The sequence below is a fragment of the Cellulosimicrobium sp. Marseille-Q4280 genome, assembly GCF_943181405.1.
Lineage (GTDB): Bacteria > Actinomycetota > Actinomycetes > Actinomycetales > Cellulomonadaceae > Cellulosimicrobium.
The window spans coordinates 69915-84329 of record NZ_CALPBY010000009.1; the positions used below are offsets into that span (position 1 = coordinate 69915).

Consider the following 14415-nt stretch of genomic DNA (forward strand, 5'->3'; position numbering starts at 1 on the left):
GCGGGTACACCTGGTGATGTGCGGCATGCCGCACATCTGCCGGGCATGAACTCACGCAGCTCGGCCGCTACCGGCGTCCTGATCACCGTGCTCGTCCTGGGGCTCGGCGCCCTGGCGTTCTGGGCCTTCCCTGGCCAGATCGCCTTCCTCGGACGTGAGGTGTGGGCCTCGGCCACCCTCAAGTGGGCGATCGTCGCCGTCGTGGTCGGCGTCGCGATCTTCTTCCTCGGGTCCGAGCGGGCCATCACCGCAGCGGTCGTGCTCGCGGTGGTCGGCGGCGTCGCGCTGATCCCCTCGGCGATCGCCGGCGGCTTCCACCGCCAGGTCCAGCACGAGGCGACCGTCCGCGAGGAGTCCGGCACCCAGCCGTCCTACGACTGGCGCCAGCCGTGGTCGACCGCGGCGAAGTCCGCGCTGTCGCGCGCGGGCAACGTCGTCGGTGACATCGACACCGACACCACCACGTACCTGCCCGGCCAGGACTCCTACTCCACGCCCGTGGTCGCCCGGGGGATGGTCACCGGGTACGGGCAGGTCATCACCCAGAGCCCGGGCCGCTCGACGGCGCAGGTGTGCCAGTTCGAGCGCCAGGTCCCGCGACCGGGCGGGATGTTCGGGTACTCGCTGATGCGCGCGGTCGCCCGCGTCGACGCCGGCGTGGCGTACGAGGCCGACGACGTGTGGGCCTACTGCGACTCCGATGACGTCGCGCACCTGGTCGTGCCCGTCACGCGATACGCCGGGTTCCCCGAGTCCCACCGGGTGCCCGCCGGCGTGGTGATCTTCGACCACGAGGGCGCGCGCCTGCTCACCGACGTCGAGCCGGGAGACCTGCCCGGCCCGGTCTACCCGATGTCGCTGGCCGCGGCGCAGCGCGCCTCCACGGTGGCCGCCGACGGCTGGTGGGCCAAGTTCCGAAACCGCGCCGGGTACGAGACCACGACCGGCACGGCCGACGAGGTCGACGAGTCCGCCGGTGAGGGCGAGGAGGTCGCCGCCCAGCCGGACGCCACCAACCCCTCCGAGCTGCTGCTGGCGCGCGCGTCCGGCCGCGGCTGGGACTACGTGACCGCCCTCACCCCGCGCGGTGCGTCGTCCTCGGTCATCGCCGTGGCGAGCGTGCGGGCGGACCAGGTGTCCGCCGGCCAGCTGAACGACGTGGACCTGTTCGAGCTCGACGAGCCCCGCATGGGCAACCGGGCCCTGGCCCAGGACGTCGAGTCGAAGTTCCCCGAGCTGAACTGGCGCGGCAACGACCTGACCGTCAAGGAGGTGCTGCCGACGTCGGCCGGGGTGTGGACGGCGACGGTGGCGAACGCGACCGCGGCGACCCGCCGGGTGGAGTCCCGCGCGGACGGCACGTTGTGCCTGACCGACCTGGACGGCACCGAGCTGCGCTGCGTGGACGCCTCGGGCGCGGACTTCGGCGACGACACCACCGACGAGCCGACCCAGGGCGACGGCGAGACGCCGGACGCCCCGACCGGGGACCTGGCCGACCTGTCGAGCGCGGACCTGCTGGACCTCCAGCGGGCGGTCACCGACGAGCTCGAGCGGCGCCTGACGCCGGGCGAGCAGGGCTGAGCGCCGGCGAGCACGACGACGGCGCGGAGCCTGACCGGCCCGGTATCGCACCGGGTGGGTCGGCTCCGCGCCGTCGTTCTGCGACCAGGCTAGTAGTGCCCGGTCAGTCCAGCGCGCGCAGCAGCGTGGTCAGCTCGCCGCGCACGACGTCGTCGTCGGCGATCATGAGCGGGTTCAGCCCGGTGCCGTCGGCGACCGCCTCGATCACCGCGTCCCACAGGGCGTAGCGGATCTCGGCGTCCCCGCGGAACATGCGCAGCTCGCGGCTGCCGAGCCAGCGGTAGCCGATCTCGATCGCCAGGCTGCGGCCCTCCCAGGCGAGGGTCACCACGATCCGCGGGTGACCGAAGTGGGTGCGCTCGACGTGGGCGCCCGCCAGGCCGGTCGAGCCTTCCAGGGGCGTGCCCGCCAGCGCGGCGCGCATCCGCTTCGTGTCGGGCGTCGGGGTGGGTCGGTGCTCGGCTGTGGAGGTCATGGCCAGCAGATGTGCGGACCGGGGCCACGCCGGGGACGGTCAGGCGCGCCAGTTCGGCCAGTGCTCGTCGGCGAACGCCTCACGCTCGGGCGACCACGCCATCGTGCTGTGACCGGCCGCGGCTCGGCGCATCGCGGTGCGCAGCATCTGGAACGGGCGCGCCTCCGGCACGGTGCGCGACACGCTGCGCCCGAACACGGCCTCCCACGCGGCGGCGGCACGCACCCGGTCCTGGAACACCTGCTCGTCGGCGGGGCGGCCACCACCAGGGGCGCGGCGCTGGCTCTCGGGCAAGTCCCAGTGCTCGGCGACGAACTCGTCACGCTGCGCCGTCCAGGCGAGCTGGCCGTTGACGCGTCCGGCGCGGGCATCACGGATGCGCCGGCGCAGGAAGTAGATGCTGCGCTCGTGGGAGTCGGTCTCGCTGTTGGTGGCGGCGCGCCCGTGCTCGGCCTCCCATGCGGCGGCGGCGAGAACCTGGTCGCGGAACGCCTCCTCGCCGGAGGTCTCGCGCCCGTCGCGCAGCGCGGACGGCCAGTGCTCGGCGACGAACTGCGCGAGCTCGTCGTCCCAGCCCAGGGCCCAGGTGGAGTCGGTCTGCGGATCGCCGGCCGAGGCGCGGCGCAGCCGACCCCGCAGGTGCGCGACGCCGCGCTCGTCAACGCTCTCGGCGTCCTCGCGGGCCTCGCCGTTGCGCGCCTCCCACGCCGCGGCGGCCAGGATCCGCTGGCGCAGCGGAACGCCTCGGCGCACTACGGACCCGATCCGCTGCTCGAGGGCGTCGGGCCACAGGTCGCGCACGATCTGGTGGCGGTTCTCGTTCCAGGCGAACCGTGGGCTCGTCCCGTTCAGGACGGCGGAGCGGATGTAGGTGCCGAGCTGGGCGACGGCGCGCTCGTCGCGGTCAACGTTCGCTGACCAGGCGGCGCGTCGCCCGTGCTGGGCTTCCCATGCGGCGGCGTCCCGGACCTTGTCGGTGAACCGGTCGAGGCTGCTGCGCGGGGTCGCCGGCCGGGCTGCGCGCGCCGTGGTGGAGCGCCACGAGGGCCAGTGCTCGTCGAGGTAGGCGAGGCGGTCGGCGGTCATCTTCATCCGGCCGGTGCCGGCGGCGGCAGCGCGCAGGCGCGAGCGGAAGTTGAAGTGCTCGATGCCGCCGTCCTCGACGGTGCGTGCGACCGGGCGTCCGTGCTGGGCTTCCCACGCGGCAGCGCGCTGCACGCGGGCGCGGAAGGTCTGCTCGTCGCGGGCGGCTCGCGTCGCGGACACGTATCCGCCACCGGAGGCGGCCGGCGCCGGGCGCGGTGCCTTGCGGGCGGCGGCCCTGGCGGCCTTCGCGGCAGCCGCTGCAGCGGCGGTGGCCTCGGCGGCTTCGGCGGTGCGCTGACGGGCGAGGGCGTCGCGGTGCACGTACCGGCTCGCGCGGGACGGCTCCTTCCACGCGCCGGGCCAGTGGGCGTCGACGAACGCCTGGTGGGCGGGCGACCAGGGCAGGCCGGAGCGACCGGTGCGTGCGGCGCGCAGGGTGCGGCGCAGCCGGACGATCTGGGCCTCGGTGGCGTCCTTCGTCCCGGCCCGGGCGTAGCCGTGGCGCTGCTCCCAGGTGGACGCGGCGATGACGGAGCGGCGGAACCGCTCGTCGGGTCCGGGCATCGCGGTGCGCGCCCGGGCGGGCTCCACGCTCGCGGTGATCGGTTCGGTCATGCCCGGAAGATGTGCGGCACGGCGCATGTATGCCGCACATCAGTGTGGTGAGGCCGGGAACGACCCGGCCGCCTGGGAGGGAACACCATGAGCGTCCGGTTCGCCTACGTCGGGTACACCAACACCGACGGCACCGAGGGGCGCGGCGTCGCGCACGCCTCGTCCGTCGCCCTGGTCCTCGACAAGTTCGCCGAGCTGCTGTCCCGGATGGCCGGCTACACCGGCGCCGACGGGTACCTCGTGCCGGTCAACCCCGACATGGACGTCGTGGCCGCGACGAGGTCGCTGCCCGATCTGGCCCACGAGATCTACGGCTACTGGACCGACGAGCTGGGCAGCAGCCGCTACGGCCTGCTGCCCGCGGTCAAGCCCGAGCGGTGGCCCGCGGAGAAGGCCGCCCGGTTCCACGAGCTGGCCCGCAAGTTCCCCGACCAGGTCAAGGTCGACGCCCGAGCCCTGCTGCACCAGACCCTGCCGACCCCGAGCCTGCTGCGCCACGGCACCTACCGGCTGTTCCTGCTGGTCGAGGACGCCACGCACCACACCGGTGGCAGCTCGCGAGCGGAGTACCTGCCCCGGGTCATCGCCGTGTACGACGACGAGGACCTGGCCGTCGCCGGGATGCAGGCGCGCCGCGCCGCGAACGTCAAGGCTGGTCGCCAGCACGTCGTGGCGGTCGACGTCGACCTCGACGGCACCCCGGCCCGCCCCATCGCCCTGCGATGGCTGCCCGGCCTGGTCGAGCTGGACGAGCACGCGCAGCGCGTCAACGAGCGCGAGAACTCCGGCGTGCGCGTCGCGGTGTCCGAGACGACCGCCGAGGCGAACCCGGTCGACCCCGACTTGGAGGAGTTCCAGGCGCTGCTGGGCGAGTACGCCGCCGGCCAGCGCAAGCTGACGTTCGTCGGCATGCAGGTGTCGAGCCGCTCGGCGACCAGCCTGTACGTCCTGCCGGCCGGTACCCACTGGGACAAGGTCGACGGCGACTGGACCGTCGTGCAGGACGCGCGATGAGCAGCGCGCGTGTCGCGTCCTGGAACGTGCTCGCCGACGCGTACGCACGCCCCGGCTGGTTCCCGGGAGTCGACCCCGCGCTGTTCGCCCCGGGCGCGCGCCACGGCGCGATCGCCGGCGTGCTCGACCGGCTCGACGCCGACGTCGTGCTGCTGCAGGAGGCCGAGCCCGCGCTGCTGGACTCGCTGACCGCCTGGCGCGTGGAGTTCGCGCAGCAGACCGGCAAGCCCGACGGGTGCGCGATCCTGGTCCGCGGGCGCTGGTCGGTGCGGGAGAGCCGGACCCTGCACTACGCGGGGCAGGTCTCGCGCCTGGCGCAGATCGCCACGCTCGTGACGCCGGACGGTCGGACGCTGACGGCGGTGAACACCCACCTGGAGTACACCCCGCTCGGGGTCATCGGCGGGCAGCAGGCCACCGAGCTCGCCCGGGCGCTGCCGAACGGCCCGCTCGTGCTGGGCGGGGACCTCAACGACGCCCCGGGCGGTCCGGCCCGCACCGCGCTGGCCAGCGTCGGGGTGTCCGGGATGGACTATGCCGAGCCGACGTCGCTGTTCGGTGGCCGCGAGTTCCGGGCGTTGGACGTGCTCGGCGCGCGCGGGGCGCAGCTCGACGTGCTCGAGTCGCCGTTCGTGGTCGAGCGCGCCGTCCCGACGCTGCAGTGCCCGTCGGACCACGTGCCGGTGCGCGGCCTGCTGCACCTGCCGTGACCGCCAACCACGCGACACCATAACGATATGGACACCTACTCGGCGCCGCAGGTCGCAGCGGCCACCGGCATCTCCCTGCCGCGCGCCCACCGGCTGCTCGATCGCCACGGCGTGCCGCCCGCACCCGGCCCGGGAAAGGCACGCCAGGTGCCCGCTGACGTCGTCAAGGCGATCGCGGGCGAGATCGGCACCGTGCCGCAGCGACGCAGCGGCCTGACCCGCGAGGCCGTCCTGGCCGCCAAGGCGATCGCCCACGCGCCGCTCGGCATCCGCTCGGCACGGTCTCTGGCACGGCTCACGGGCACGAGCCCGACCACGGCCGCGAAGGCCCTGCGCGAGCTGCAGGCCCGCGGACTGGTCACCCAGCGCACCCGCACCGTGGCGGCCGGCCGCGCCGTCGAGGTCACCGAGTGGGTTGCGCGAAGCCTGGCGACCTGGCCGGGGATCCTGCTCGGCGACACCAAGGCGGCCGCCCTGCCGCAGCCGCCCCTGCGCGAGCGGGCGACGAAGGTGCCGGCGCGGTTCCACCACCTGTTCTGGAACGTCGACGTGCGCGCGCTCACGCTGCCCGGCGACGCCGCGTTCGTGGCCTCGCGGCTGCTGGCCGCACCCGACCCCACCGCGACCGCGTGGGCGCTGACCGAGCTGCCCTACGAGGCCCTGGAGAAGGCGATGTCCTCGCGCAGCTTCGCGCCCCGTGACCGGTGGCTCCTGAACGTCACGAGCGCATCACGCCCCCTCGCCGACGGACCGTTCGACGAGCAGCAGCTGGGCGAGATCCTCAAGGACCGCGGCCGGCTCGCGGTGACCGACCAGAGCGCCGGGACGCTCAACGGCGCGCGCATCGCCTCGCTGCCCGACCAGCTCGCCACCAAGGTCAAGGTCATCGCCGACCGCGCAGAGCTGCGCGACCACTTCGACCTCATGGTGATCGAGCAGCGCACCGACCTGACCGTCGAGGAGGGCCTGGTGCTGTTCGTCGACCGCTACCAGCCCGCCCCGCCCGAGAGCGCCGTGTCGCACATCGTGCGCGGACTGGGGTACCTCGAGGACGCCAGCGACGACCCGGGACTGCCCGTCGAGCGCAGCGTCGTCGAGGCGTACTGGCGCAAGCGGGCACCGCAGATCGTGCGCTGGTTCGCCGCGCAGACCTGGTGACCGGCGGAACCTAGCCCCAGCAGTCCGGACAGTCGGTGCAATGCCAGCACGGCGCGGCGACGCCAGGGTTGGCGCACGCGCACCCGTGCTCGTGCTCGCCGATGACGTCATCGCGCTCGACCTGCACGGCGGCTGCGGCGCGGGCCTTGCCGCGCTGTGGCAGGGTGCCGGCGGCCTTGCGGCGCGCGTACCGGGCCCGGGCCGCGGCGTTGCGCGCGTCGCGGCGTGCTGCCCGGCGAGCCTGACCGGATCGGGCCACGATGGCAGCGAGCTGGCCGAAGGCGTCGAAGATCTCCTCGGCATCTGCGTGCGCGACGGCGGACTGCACGGCGGCCCGGGTCTGGCGGACCTCCTCGACGGACGGTGCGCTGGGCTGCTCGTTGCTCACGTCCTGCTGATGTGCGGCACGCGTCAGGCCTGCGGCGGCTGCCGCTGGTCGGCCAGCGCGCGGTCGAGCGCCACGAGGTCGCCCACGAGGTCGCCAGACGCGGCCGTGCCGTGCTGGGAGCGGAAGCGGTGCACCAGTGACCGGAACCGCTCCAGCTCGACCGGCTCCCAGGCCCGGAAGGCCTCGGCGTGCTGCTCGTTCAGCGCGTCGGCCGGCCAGCCCAGGTCGGCGACGGTCAGGCCCAGACGAGCCAGCTGGCGGGCGAACGTCAGCGCCTCCGCGTCCCCCATCAGCGAGGTGCGGGCCTCGATGTGGAACAGCACGACGACGCCGAACACCGGGGGGCCGAACGCGGCGAGCACGTCACGCAGCGCCTGCTGGGCGTCGCCGGACTGCGCGAGCGACGCGAGGATCACCCCGGTGCGGTCGTGCTGCTCGGGGGTCGCCCAGTCGCCCAGCGCGGCCTCCAGCGAGTCGGCCAGGTCGGAGCGCAGGTGCTCAGGGTCGCGGTCGTAGATGCGCGACGACGTCACAGGCCGCGCTCCTTGAGGTAGGCCCGGCCCTTGTCCGAGATGGACCACGGCGGGCCGATGGAGTCGAACTCGTTGCGGGCGTACCCGGCCTTCCACAGCTTCCACAGCAGCGTGCCGGCCTTCATCGGCATGGTCCCGCCGACGGCGCCGTTCCCGCCGCCGGATCCGCGGTTCGTGCGGTGCTGCCACGCGGGGGAGTCCGGCCACAGGGCCAGGGCGATCTCGCGCGCCGACGCGTACCGGGCGGGCACCTGCGCGGTGCCGACCAGCCGGTCGCACGCCTCGCGCAGCGCCACCAGAGTGCGCTCCTGCGCCGGGGTCAGGGTGACGGGCTGATCGCTCATGCGCAGGCCGCCTGGTCGCGCAGGTGGGCGGGCAGGTCGAGGAACCAGCCGACGCACGGCACGTGGGTGACGCGGTCGGCGCCGTAGGTGTCGACCAGCGCGGCGCGGTCCATGTGGTCGTGGATCGGGTGGCCCTCGGTGGCGGCGTTGATCTCGCGCGGGGTGAGCATCCGGCCGCCGAACACCCGGGAGGCGACGGCGGCGCGCTCGGCGGACCGGGCGTCGATCAGGGCCGAGGCGGTCTCGACGTCCATGTCGGCGTCGTCGAGGACCTCGCGCGGCAGGACGGGCAGGTGCTTGACCTGCTCGCGGTAGGCCTCGTGCAGGGCAGCGATGGTGGTGCTCATGCCCTGCTGATGTGCGGCACGCCCCCGGTCCGCACATCTACCGGTGGCACCCGCCACACCCCCGAGCGCCCTGGAGGCGACGCGCCCATGTCCATCTTCGAGCGGATCCTGGCCGCCCACCGCTACGAGGTCGTCCCGGACCGCGGCGTCGTGTCCGGCGTGCGCCCCGACGGGTCGAAGCTGTCGCTGTTCCGGTGGGGCAACGACAAGCACGCCGAGGCGGGCCTGATCCCGCGCGCCTACCTCGTGATCATCCTGCCCGGCGGCCGGTACCGGCTGCCGACGGTCGAGTGGTCGCGGTTCGCGCCCGTGGACGAGCAGGCCCGGCGTCCCGCGTCCGCCGTCATGGCGGAGTTCGACGAGGTGTTCGCCCCCGCGCTCGACCTGCCGCGCAGCGACGCGCACGAGCTGCTGGCCGCCGCCGGCGAGCGCTACGACATGTACGCCGACCTGGGCCGGGCGCTGACCGCGGCGGGACTGCGGTTCTCCGGCTACCACCAGCGCCGCACCCCGGTGTACGGGCCGTCCGGCACCGAGTACCGCGTGTACGGCCAGGGCCGGCACCTGGTCGTCGAGCCGAAGGTCGAGGGCGCCGACGTCGCGCACCTGGACCTGACCGGCGACCTCGGGTGGGGCGACGTCCAGGCCTGGCTGGCCCGCGTCGTCGACTGACCGGCCCGGGCAGCTGGATGCCCCGGCCTGGGCGCGCGGCGATGATGACGGCCGTGCGCTCGGGCCGGGGCACGGCCAGCACGTTACCTGTTCGTGACCTTCGTCGTCATGTCGGCTACCGGTTGAGCTTCGCGGTCGCCCGGGTCGTCAGGTGCGGGCCGATGTACCCGACCACGACCACCCCGGTCCCGTTCGTGTCGTCGTGGATGTAGAGCCGCGGGTCGAGGTTCGGCACCCGCCCGATGCGCAGGTGCTGCTGCATCTCCAGCACCCCGTCGGCGCTGATCGTCTTCGGTACCGGCAGGTCACGCTCCTTGCCCCGGTCGCCCTTCATGGCGTCCTTGGTCTCGGAGGTGGCGAACCAGTCCTGGTTGTAGTGCGGGAACCCCGGATGCTGGGCCGCGAGGTAGGTCTTGAACCCGCCGTCGTGGACCTTGTCCCGCTTGGCGCGCACGTACCCGGCCAGCGCGGTCAGCCCGCGCAGGGTGTTCGTCAGGCACCGGCCTTCCTGGTCGATCTCGTGCAGGTCCGCCGCGGTGTCCGGGTCGGCGGTGATGACGATGCCGAACTGCTCCCACTCGCCGAACTGCTCGACCAGCTCCTGCCACGACTCGGGGTCCTTGGCGGGGCGGTCCTGCGGGGCGGCGTCGACGTCGCCCGGGTCGCCGCCGGCCGCCATCACGGCGACCTGGCGCGAGAGCACCGCCACGGCGGCGTCGAGGTTGGCGACCTGGTCCAGGGTGTCGGTGGCGTCCTGGCGGGCTGCCCACTCGGCGCCGGCGTGCTCGGCGACCTTCGCCTCCAGGTCGGCGACCTGGCCCTCCAGGGTCTCGATGCGGGCCGCACCGGCGGCCGCGGCGTCCTGGTCGTCGTCGACGGCGGTGGCCGCCTCGAGCAGCGCCATCAGGGAGTCCTCGGTCAGGTCCGGCAGCATCAGCGTGTCCTGCACCCGGCGCAGCGTCCCCAGCAGCGTGTCGCGCTGGGTGACCGTGGCGGCGTGCTCGGTGCGCAGGCGCGTGAGCTCGGCCGGCTCGGGTGCGTCCTGGGCCGGGGCGGCCGGTTCGGCGACTGTCGGTGGCGCGTGCACGGGCGGCTCGGCAGCCTGCGCGGCGCGCTGCGCGGCGAACAGGCTGCGCGAGTGTTCGACCCTGGCTCGGGTGGCGCCCGCGCGCTCGGCGACCCGGCGCAGGCCCTCGGCCGCCTCGCGGGAGTCCAGGCGTTCGAACGTGCGCCGCCACGCGAGCACCTCGGAAGGCTCGGGCTGCTCGTCGAGCAGCTGGCGGGCGAACATCGAGAACAGGCGGCGCAGCCGGTGCTCGCTGGTGTCGATCAGGGCGCGCATCCCCATCGTGCGGTGCATGCGCAGGGTCGCCGGGGAGGACAGGTCGATCCCGGGGCGGAAGGTGCGCACCGACCACTCCGCGACCCCGAGCGCCCCGCCGACCTGCTCGCGCAGCCACGCGGCGGAGTCGGCGTCCAGGAACACCAGGTGCGCCAGGCCGCGGGCCCCGGAGGTCCACTCCTCGATCTTGCGGGCGAAGTCCGCGGCGAGGTCGGGGTCCTGGTTCCCGGCCGCGGCGACGAACACCGCACCGCGCCGGTCGGAGACCAGCAGGTCCAGCAGCGCGACCCGGTCCTCGGCCGTGCGCACGTGCCACAGGTCGGGGGAGACGACCTGGCCGCCGTCGGTGAACCCGCCGGGGCTGACCAGCAGGTTGGTCGCGAGCTTCGGGGTGGCGACCCACTGTCCGCCGTCGTTGGTGACCTGCAGGCTCATCCACCCGCCGGTGCGGCCGGTGACGAACGTGGCGGTGGTGGTGAACTGGGCGCCGGGCAGGCCCTCGACCATCGAGAACCGGAACGCGCCCTGCCCGCCGTTGGTGTGCCGGCGCACGGTCAGGGTCTTGCCGGCGACCGGGTAGGTGCCGTCGCGGGACAGGTCGATGTCCAGGCGCCGGTCCTTGCGGCGCAGCCACGCGCCGAGCTGGTCGACGGCGCGCGCCACCCAGTCCGGTCCGGCCTCGGTGCACAGCCAGGCGCGGTAGGCACCATGCTCGACGGACGTTCGGGTGGGCGCCTGCGTTGGCGCGGTCGCGGTCGACATGGGCGTAGTCCTACCGTGCCCTCGCGGTGGTGCGCCAGGGCCGTCCGTCACCGCGCGGCGCGGACGGGGGACGGGGCGGGCGTTCACGACGTCGAGCCGGCGCCCTGCTGGTCGTGGCGGCGTACGGTGCGGATCACCTCGCGGGCGGTGCCCAGGTGGTTCCACCAGCCGGAGTCCTCCCGTCCGGCGCCGACGGCCCCGAACGCGATCGTCACGGCGACCTGGCGTTCGAGCTCGGGCACGGCTGCGACGTCGATGACCTCGCCGGTGACGGTGGTCTTGGTGTTCGCGGGCTGGTCGCTCATCGGATCCTCCGGTAGCCGGGCTCCACGACCGCGACGGCGGTCAGGGTGTGCGGGTCGACCTCGGTCAGGCCGTTGTCGCGGATCGCGACGTTGGCGGGCACCTCCAGCGAGTGCAGCTCGTGGGCGGGCACGAACCGCACCCGGAGGCCCGCGGGGTCGGCGAGCATCGCCAGGGACACGTGCGAGGGCACGAGCCGGTCCGCACCGGCCTCGGGGCGCCGGTCGTCGAGCACCCAGGCGACCAGGGCGTGCGCGGCCTGCGCGGCGGCCTTGCCGGTCGTGAGGGTGTTCAGCACGGCGATCTCGGCGAGCCCGACCGGCGGGGCGGGCGGCAGCGCGGGGCGGGTGCGCTCGAAGTCGGTGCCGGCGACCTGGGCCTTGGCGACGATCTTCGGCAGCTCGCTCATGCGGACCGGGGGCAGCGCGACGGCGGCGGACCCGCCGTAGGCGACGCCGGTGCCGCCGAGCTCGGTCCGGGCGCGGTCGAGCCACGCTGCGGGCGCGCGGCGCACCGTCTTGGTGAACGGCCCGTCCAGCCACGCGTCGAACGCGGGCAGGGTCTGCGGCGTCGCCTCGACGTACGCCTGGGCGGCGGCGTGCGCGGCCGCGGCGACGGTGTGCTCATGGGTGCCGTTCTTGTCGACCAGGATCGGCTGGACCCAGTCGGTGCGGTGCTGGGCAGGGCTCATCGGGGCGGCTCCGTGATCGGGTAGGTCAGTTCGTCCGGGCGGTGCAGGCGTTCAGCAGGTCCAGGCGCTGGCCGGTGACGCCGGCGAGGGCGAACACGGAGCGGGTCACGCGCGGCAGGTCGCCGTCGTGCACGGTGCCGGTGCGGGCGAACGCGAGCAGGCGCGCCTGGTCGGGCAGCGACAGGGTGAACCGCACGCCGTCGGTGCGCAGGTCGGGCTGGACGAACAGCAGCAGGTCGGAGGCCGGGGTCGTGCCGGCGAACCGGGCGAGCGCCGCGGGCCGGGCGGGGTCGGTGGTGTCCGGGGACGGCAGGACGAGCGTCTCGGGCAGGCCGTCGGTGCCCGCGGCCGGGCCTCGGCGCAGCAGGCTGTCCAGCGGGCTGCGGCCGGCGGGGGCCGCCAGGGACGCGGTGCTCGGGCCGTCGACCTCGATCTGCACGCGGCCGGTGCACCAGTCGGCAGGCTCGCACGGCCGCCGGTCGTTGGCCCACGAGCCGACGAACAGGTCCAGGACGCCCACGCTCGGGCGCCCGACCAGCAGCCGGTGCGGGGGTTGGGCGGGGGAGCCGATGCCGATGGCGGCCAGGGCCTGCGTGTTCGTCATGGCCTACCTATGTGCGGCAGGTCAGGGCGTCTGGGTACCCGCCTGGGAGCGGAACACGTCGGCCTCGGCGGCGTCCAGGATCATGGTCCGCAGCGGGCTGTTGTCCATCGTGGCGTCGAGCTCGCGGTGGATGTCGTAGACCACCTGGGCGTAGGAGGAGTGCCCGGGCTTGCCGACGCCGTCGATCCCGGAGCCGGCGATGGCGTCGATCCGGTCGGCGGCCCGGCGGAGGTCGGCCGCGAGACGCTCGGCCTTGCGGCGCAGGTCGGCGACCTTGTACTGCTCGCCCATCTCGGCGGCGCTGCGGGGTGCGTCGGTCATCGGGTCTCCTCGGCGGTGCGGTCGGGGCGCGAGAAGTCTCCCACCGCGTGGGCCGCGGACGCGGCGAACTTCCCGGCGACGTAGCGGCGCAGCGCGGCGCGCTGAGCGGGCGTGGGCTCGTCGAGGTCGACAGGCACAGGAGGAGCCATGCGCACGTGCCAGCGGCCGCCCGCGGCGAGGGAGGCGGTGACGGTGGGGACGGGGCGGACCCCGGGGCGCGCGGTGCGGGCCGGGCGCTGGTCGACCATCACGCGCTCCGGCGCGGGTCGGCGAACTCCAGGGTCGCGTCCTCGCGGATGCGGGTCATGACCGACAGGACGCGGCGGGCGTCGGCGTCCGCGCGCTCGTGCGCCCAGGTGTCCTCGATGTCGTACGCACCCTCGACGGACGCCAGCACGGACGAGCGCAGGTGCGCCACGGCGCGGTCGCCGATGCGCAGCGCGAAGCCGGTCGTGACCTTGCGGTGCTCGTACCCGCCGCCGACGAACGACGGCAGGGAGCGGGTGCGCACGCGCACGTCCATCTCCAGCGTGCCGACGACCTCCTCGCCGCGGCGCTCGGCGCTGAGCAGGCGACCGGTGATGCGGCGCCCGAACTCGATCTGCCCGGTGTCGACGATGACGCCGTGCTCGACCAGGGCGGGCAGCTGGTAGGTCGGCACGGAGCAGAAGTGGATGGCCTCGGGGACGGCCGCGTTGTCGCTCATGGTGTTCAGATGTGCGGCACGGGCGCTCAGGGTGCGGCGTTCACGCATTCGGCGCACAGGGTGTCCGGGTGCGCGGGGGTCAGCCCGCCGGGCGCACCGATCAGCACGCCGCACGTAGTCTCGTGCGCGAGGCAGTCACCGGTGCAGTGCGCCTCGGTGTCCGCGCTCGGCAGGTGGTTCAGCCACACGGTGCCCTCGGCGGTCACGGTCACGAGCTCCGGCACGACCAGGACCGGCTCGTCCGGGCCGAGCAGCCGGCCGCTCACCGGGCGCCCTGGTGCACGGGGCAGGCCGGGTCCGGTGCCCGGCGCCGACCTCGGGGCTGACGGGGTTCGCAGGTGCAGTCCGACGCGCCGCCGGTCGCTGCGGACATCACGGCGTCGCAGGGCAGGTAGCCGTTGCGCCCGGACTCGGCGACGGCCATGACCGCGCCGATCCGCTCACGGTAGACGGCCTCGTCGGCCGGGCCGGTGAGCTCCTCCACGGTCGCGCCGAACCGGCGCGCGACGCCGTAGACGAACTCGACGCGGTCGCGAGCGCGCGACTCGCCGTCCAGGGCGCGCCGTGCCCACGCCTCGGCGCGCTCGACGTCCTCGCGGGCGTCGGCCAGCTGGGCCTTGGTCACGGCGTGGCGGGTCTCGGCGGCCCGGTACGACTTCTCCTTGATCGCGACGTACCCGCACGCGCGCACCAGGTCCAGAGCCGCCTCGAGGTCGGTCGTGGTGGGGTCGGTCACCGTGTGGTCCTCCTGGGTGTCGAT

Annotated in this window: 20 protein-coding genes; 5 read left to right on the forward strand and 15 right to left on the reverse strand. The window is 74.5% G+C overall.

The features are described from left to right. Window positions 1-45 precede the first annotated feature (45 nt). A complete protein-coding gene (locus tag NFS20_RS20650) occupies window positions 46-1584 on the forward strand; it encodes a hypothetical protein (protein WP_251153684.1) in 1539 nt (512 codons plus the stop codon). A gap of 103 nt (window positions 1585-1687) precedes the next feature. Here the strand turns inward: NFS20_RS20650 and NFS20_RS20655 are convergent, their stop codons facing one another. Beyond that, window positions 1688-2059, reverse strand: a complete 372-nt coding sequence (locus NFS20_RS20655) for a hypothetical protein (protein WP_251153685.1) — start codon at window positions 2057-2059, stop codon at window positions 1688-1690. 39 nt (window positions 2060-2098) lie between these two features. Further along, window positions 2099-3760 carry a hypothetical protein gene (locus NFS20_RS20660; protein WP_251153686.1) on the reverse strand — a complete coding sequence of 554 codons (1662 nt, stop codon included), beginning with the start codon at window positions 3758-3760 and terminating at the stop codon, window positions 2099-2101. Between the two features lie 87 nt (window positions 3761-3847). Between NFS20_RS20660 and NFS20_RS20665 the strand changes: the two genes are divergently transcribed. The 3 genes from NFS20_RS20665 to NFS20_RS20675 are packed head-to-tail and all read left to right on the forward strand — an operon-like array spanning window position 3848 to window position 6642. Next, window positions 3848-4774 carry a hypothetical protein gene (locus tag NFS20_RS20665; RefSeq protein WP_251153687.1) on the forward strand — a complete coding sequence of 309 codons (927 nt, stop codon included), beginning with the start codon at window positions 3848-3850 and terminating at the stop codon, window positions 4772-4774. Beyond that, window positions 4771-5484, forward strand: coding sequence for an endonuclease/exonuclease/phosphatase family protein (locus NFS20_RS20670; protein WP_251153688.1), 714 nt, complete (start codon window positions 4771-4773; stop codon window positions 5482-5484). Before NFS20_RS20665 ends, NFS20_RS20670 begins: the two co-directional genes overlap by 4 nt. A gap of 27 nt (window positions 5485-5511) precedes the next feature. Beyond that, a complete protein-coding gene (locus NFS20_RS20675; protein WP_251153689.1) occupies window positions 5512-6642 on the forward strand; it encodes a MarR family transcriptional regulator in 1131 nt (376 codons plus the stop codon). Window positions 6643-6652: 10 nt separating this feature from the next. Here the strand turns inward: NFS20_RS20675 and NFS20_RS20680 are convergent, their stop codons facing one another. The 4 genes from NFS20_RS20680 to NFS20_RS20695 are packed head-to-tail and all read right to left on the reverse strand — an operon-like array spanning window position 6653 to window position 8254. Next, on the reverse strand, window positions 6653-7030 hold the full coding sequence (locus NFS20_RS20680) for a hypothetical protein (RefSeq protein ID WP_251153690.1): 378 nt from the start codon (window positions 7028-7030) through the stop codon (window positions 6653-6655). A gap of 23 nt (window positions 7031-7053) precedes the next feature. Next, window positions 7054-7563 (reverse strand): hypothetical protein, encoded by a 510-nt coding sequence (locus NFS20_RS20685; protein ID WP_251153691.1) that lies wholly within the window; start codon window positions 7561-7563, stop codon window positions 7054-7056. Continuing rightward, complete coding sequence (locus tag NFS20_RS20690) at window positions 7560-7907, reverse strand: hypothetical protein (protein ID WP_251153692.1); 348 nt, start codon at window positions 7905-7907, stop codon at window positions 7560-7562. Before NFS20_RS20690 ends, NFS20_RS20685 begins: the two co-directional genes overlap by 4 nt. Further along, entirely contained in the window at window positions 7904-8254 is a 351-nt protein-coding gene (locus NFS20_RS20695; RefSeq protein WP_251153693.1) for a hypothetical protein, read from the reverse strand. Before NFS20_RS20695 ends, NFS20_RS20690 begins: the two co-directional genes overlap by 4 nt. A gap of 87 nt (window positions 8255-8341) precedes the next feature. On the opposite strand from NFS20_RS20695, the gene NFS20_RS20700 reads away from it, so the two are divergent. Further along, entirely contained in the window at window positions 8342-8926 is a 585-nt protein-coding gene (locus NFS20_RS20700; RefSeq protein WP_251153694.1) for a hypothetical protein, read from the forward strand. 115 nt (window positions 8927-9041) lie between these two features. Here the strand turns inward: NFS20_RS20700 and NFS20_RS20705 are convergent, their stop codons facing one another. From NFS20_RS20705 to NFS20_RS20745, 9 genes are all read right to left on the reverse strand, one after another. Next, complete coding sequence (locus NFS20_RS20705) at window positions 9042-11030, reverse strand: hypothetical protein (RefSeq protein WP_251153695.1); 1989 nt, start codon at window positions 11028-11030, stop codon at window positions 9042-9044. Window positions 11031-11113: 83 nt separating this feature from the next. Further along, window positions 11114-11335 (reverse strand): hypothetical protein, encoded by a 222-nt coding sequence (locus tag NFS20_RS20710; protein ID WP_251153696.1) that lies wholly within the window; start codon window positions 11333-11335, stop codon window positions 11114-11116. Then, on the reverse strand, window positions 11332-12024 hold the full coding sequence (locus tag NFS20_RS20715) for a hypothetical protein (RefSeq protein WP_251153697.1): 693 nt from the start codon (window positions 12022-12024) through the stop codon (window positions 11332-11334). The genes NFS20_RS20710 and NFS20_RS20715 overlap by 4 nt, the downstream gene beginning before the upstream one ends. A 25-nt stretch (window positions 12025-12049) precedes the next feature. After that, the gene (locus NFS20_RS20720; protein ID WP_251153698.1) at window positions 12050-12628 is read right to left on the reverse strand and encodes a hypothetical protein; all 579 of its coding nucleotides are present in this window, start codon (window positions 12626-12628) and stop codon (window positions 12050-12052) included. Between the two features lie 21 nt (window positions 12629-12649). Further along, window positions 12650-12949, reverse strand: a complete 300-nt coding sequence (locus NFS20_RS20725) for a hypothetical protein (RefSeq protein WP_251153699.1) — start codon at window positions 12947-12949, stop codon at window positions 12650-12652. Then, the gene (locus tag NFS20_RS20730) at window positions 12946-13197 is read right to left on the reverse strand and encodes a hypothetical protein (RefSeq protein ID WP_251153700.1); all 252 of its coding nucleotides are present in this window, start codon (window positions 13195-13197) and stop codon (window positions 12946-12948) included. Before NFS20_RS20730 ends, NFS20_RS20725 begins: the two co-directional genes overlap by 4 nt. Beyond that, a complete protein-coding gene (locus NFS20_RS20735) occupies window positions 13197-13655 on the reverse strand; it encodes a hypothetical protein (RefSeq protein ID WP_251153701.1) in 459 nt (152 codons plus the stop codon). Before NFS20_RS20735 ends, NFS20_RS20730 begins: the two co-directional genes overlap by 1 nt. A 26-nt stretch (window positions 13656-13681) precedes the next feature. Next, on the reverse strand, window positions 13682-13921 hold the full coding sequence (locus NFS20_RS20740) for a hypothetical protein (protein ID WP_251153702.1): 240 nt from the start codon (window positions 13919-13921) through the stop codon (window positions 13682-13684). After that, a complete protein-coding gene (locus NFS20_RS20745; protein WP_251153703.1) occupies window positions 13918-14391 on the reverse strand; it encodes a hypothetical protein in 474 nt (157 codons plus the stop codon). Before NFS20_RS20745 ends, NFS20_RS20740 begins: the two co-directional genes overlap by 4 nt. Between the last annotated feature and the right edge of the window lie 24 nt (window positions 14392-14415).

Excerpts from the sequence above, each read along its gene's own strand:
- NFS20_RS20650 (WP_251153684.1), top strand. The coding sequence starts at position 46 with ATGAACTCACGCAGCTCGGCCGCTACCGGCGTCCTGATCACCGTGCTC.
- NFS20_RS20655 (WP_251153685.1), bottom strand. The coding sequence starts at position 2,059 with ATGACCTCCACAGCCGAGCACCGACCCACCCCGACGCCCGACACGAAG.
- NFS20_RS20660 (WP_251153686.1), bottom strand. The coding sequence starts at position 3,760 with ATGACCGAACCGATCACCGCGAGCGTGGAGCCCGCCCGGGCGCGCACC.
- NFS20_RS20665 (WP_251153687.1), top strand. The coding sequence starts at position 3,848 with ATGAGCGTCCGGTTCGCCTACGTCGGGTACACCAACACCGACGGCACC.
- NFS20_RS20670 (WP_251153688.1), top strand. The coding sequence starts at position 4,771 with ATGAGCAGCGCGCGTGTCGCGTCCTGGAACGTGCTCGCCGACGCGTAC.
- NFS20_RS20675 (WP_251153689.1), top strand. The coding sequence starts at position 5,512 with ATGGACACCTACTCGGCGCCGCAGGTCGCAGCGGCCACCGGCATCTCC.
- NFS20_RS20690 (WP_251153692.1), bottom strand. The coding sequence starts at position 7,907 with ATGAGCGATCAGCCCGTCACCCTGACCCCGGCGCAGGAGCGCACTCTG.
- NFS20_RS20695 (WP_251153693.1), bottom strand. The coding sequence starts at position 8,254 with ATGAGCACCACCATCGCTGCCCTGCACGAGGCCTACCGCGAGCAGGTC.
- NFS20_RS20700 (WP_251153694.1), top strand. The coding sequence starts at position 8,342 with ATGTCCATCTTCGAGCGGATCCTGGCCGCCCACCGCTACGAGGTCGTC.
- NFS20_RS20705 (WP_251153695.1), bottom strand. The coding sequence starts at position 11,030 with ATGTCGACCGCGACCGCGCCAACGCAGGCGCCCACCCGAACGTCCGTC.
- NFS20_RS20710 (WP_251153696.1), bottom strand. The coding sequence starts at position 11,335 with ATGAGCGACCAGCCCGCGAACACCAAGACCACCGTCACCGGCGAGGTC.
- NFS20_RS20715 (WP_251153697.1), bottom strand. The coding sequence starts at position 12,024 with ATGAGCCCTGCCCAGCACCGCACCGACTGGGTCCAGCCGATCCTGGTC.
- NFS20_RS20720 (WP_251153698.1), bottom strand. The coding sequence starts at position 12,628 with ATGACGAACACGCAGGCCCTGGCCGCCATCGGCATCGGCTCCCCCGCC.
- NFS20_RS20725 (WP_251153699.1), bottom strand. The coding sequence starts at position 12,949 with ATGACCGACGCACCCCGCAGCGCCGCCGAGATGGGCGAGCAGTACAAG.
- NFS20_RS20730 (WP_251153700.1), bottom strand. The coding sequence starts at position 13,197 with ATGGTCGACCAGCGCCCGGCCCGCACCGCGCGCCCCGGGGTCCGCCCC.
- NFS20_RS20735 (WP_251153701.1), bottom strand. The coding sequence starts at position 13,655 with ATGAGCGACAACGCGGCCGTCCCCGAGGCCATCCACTTCTGCTCCGTG.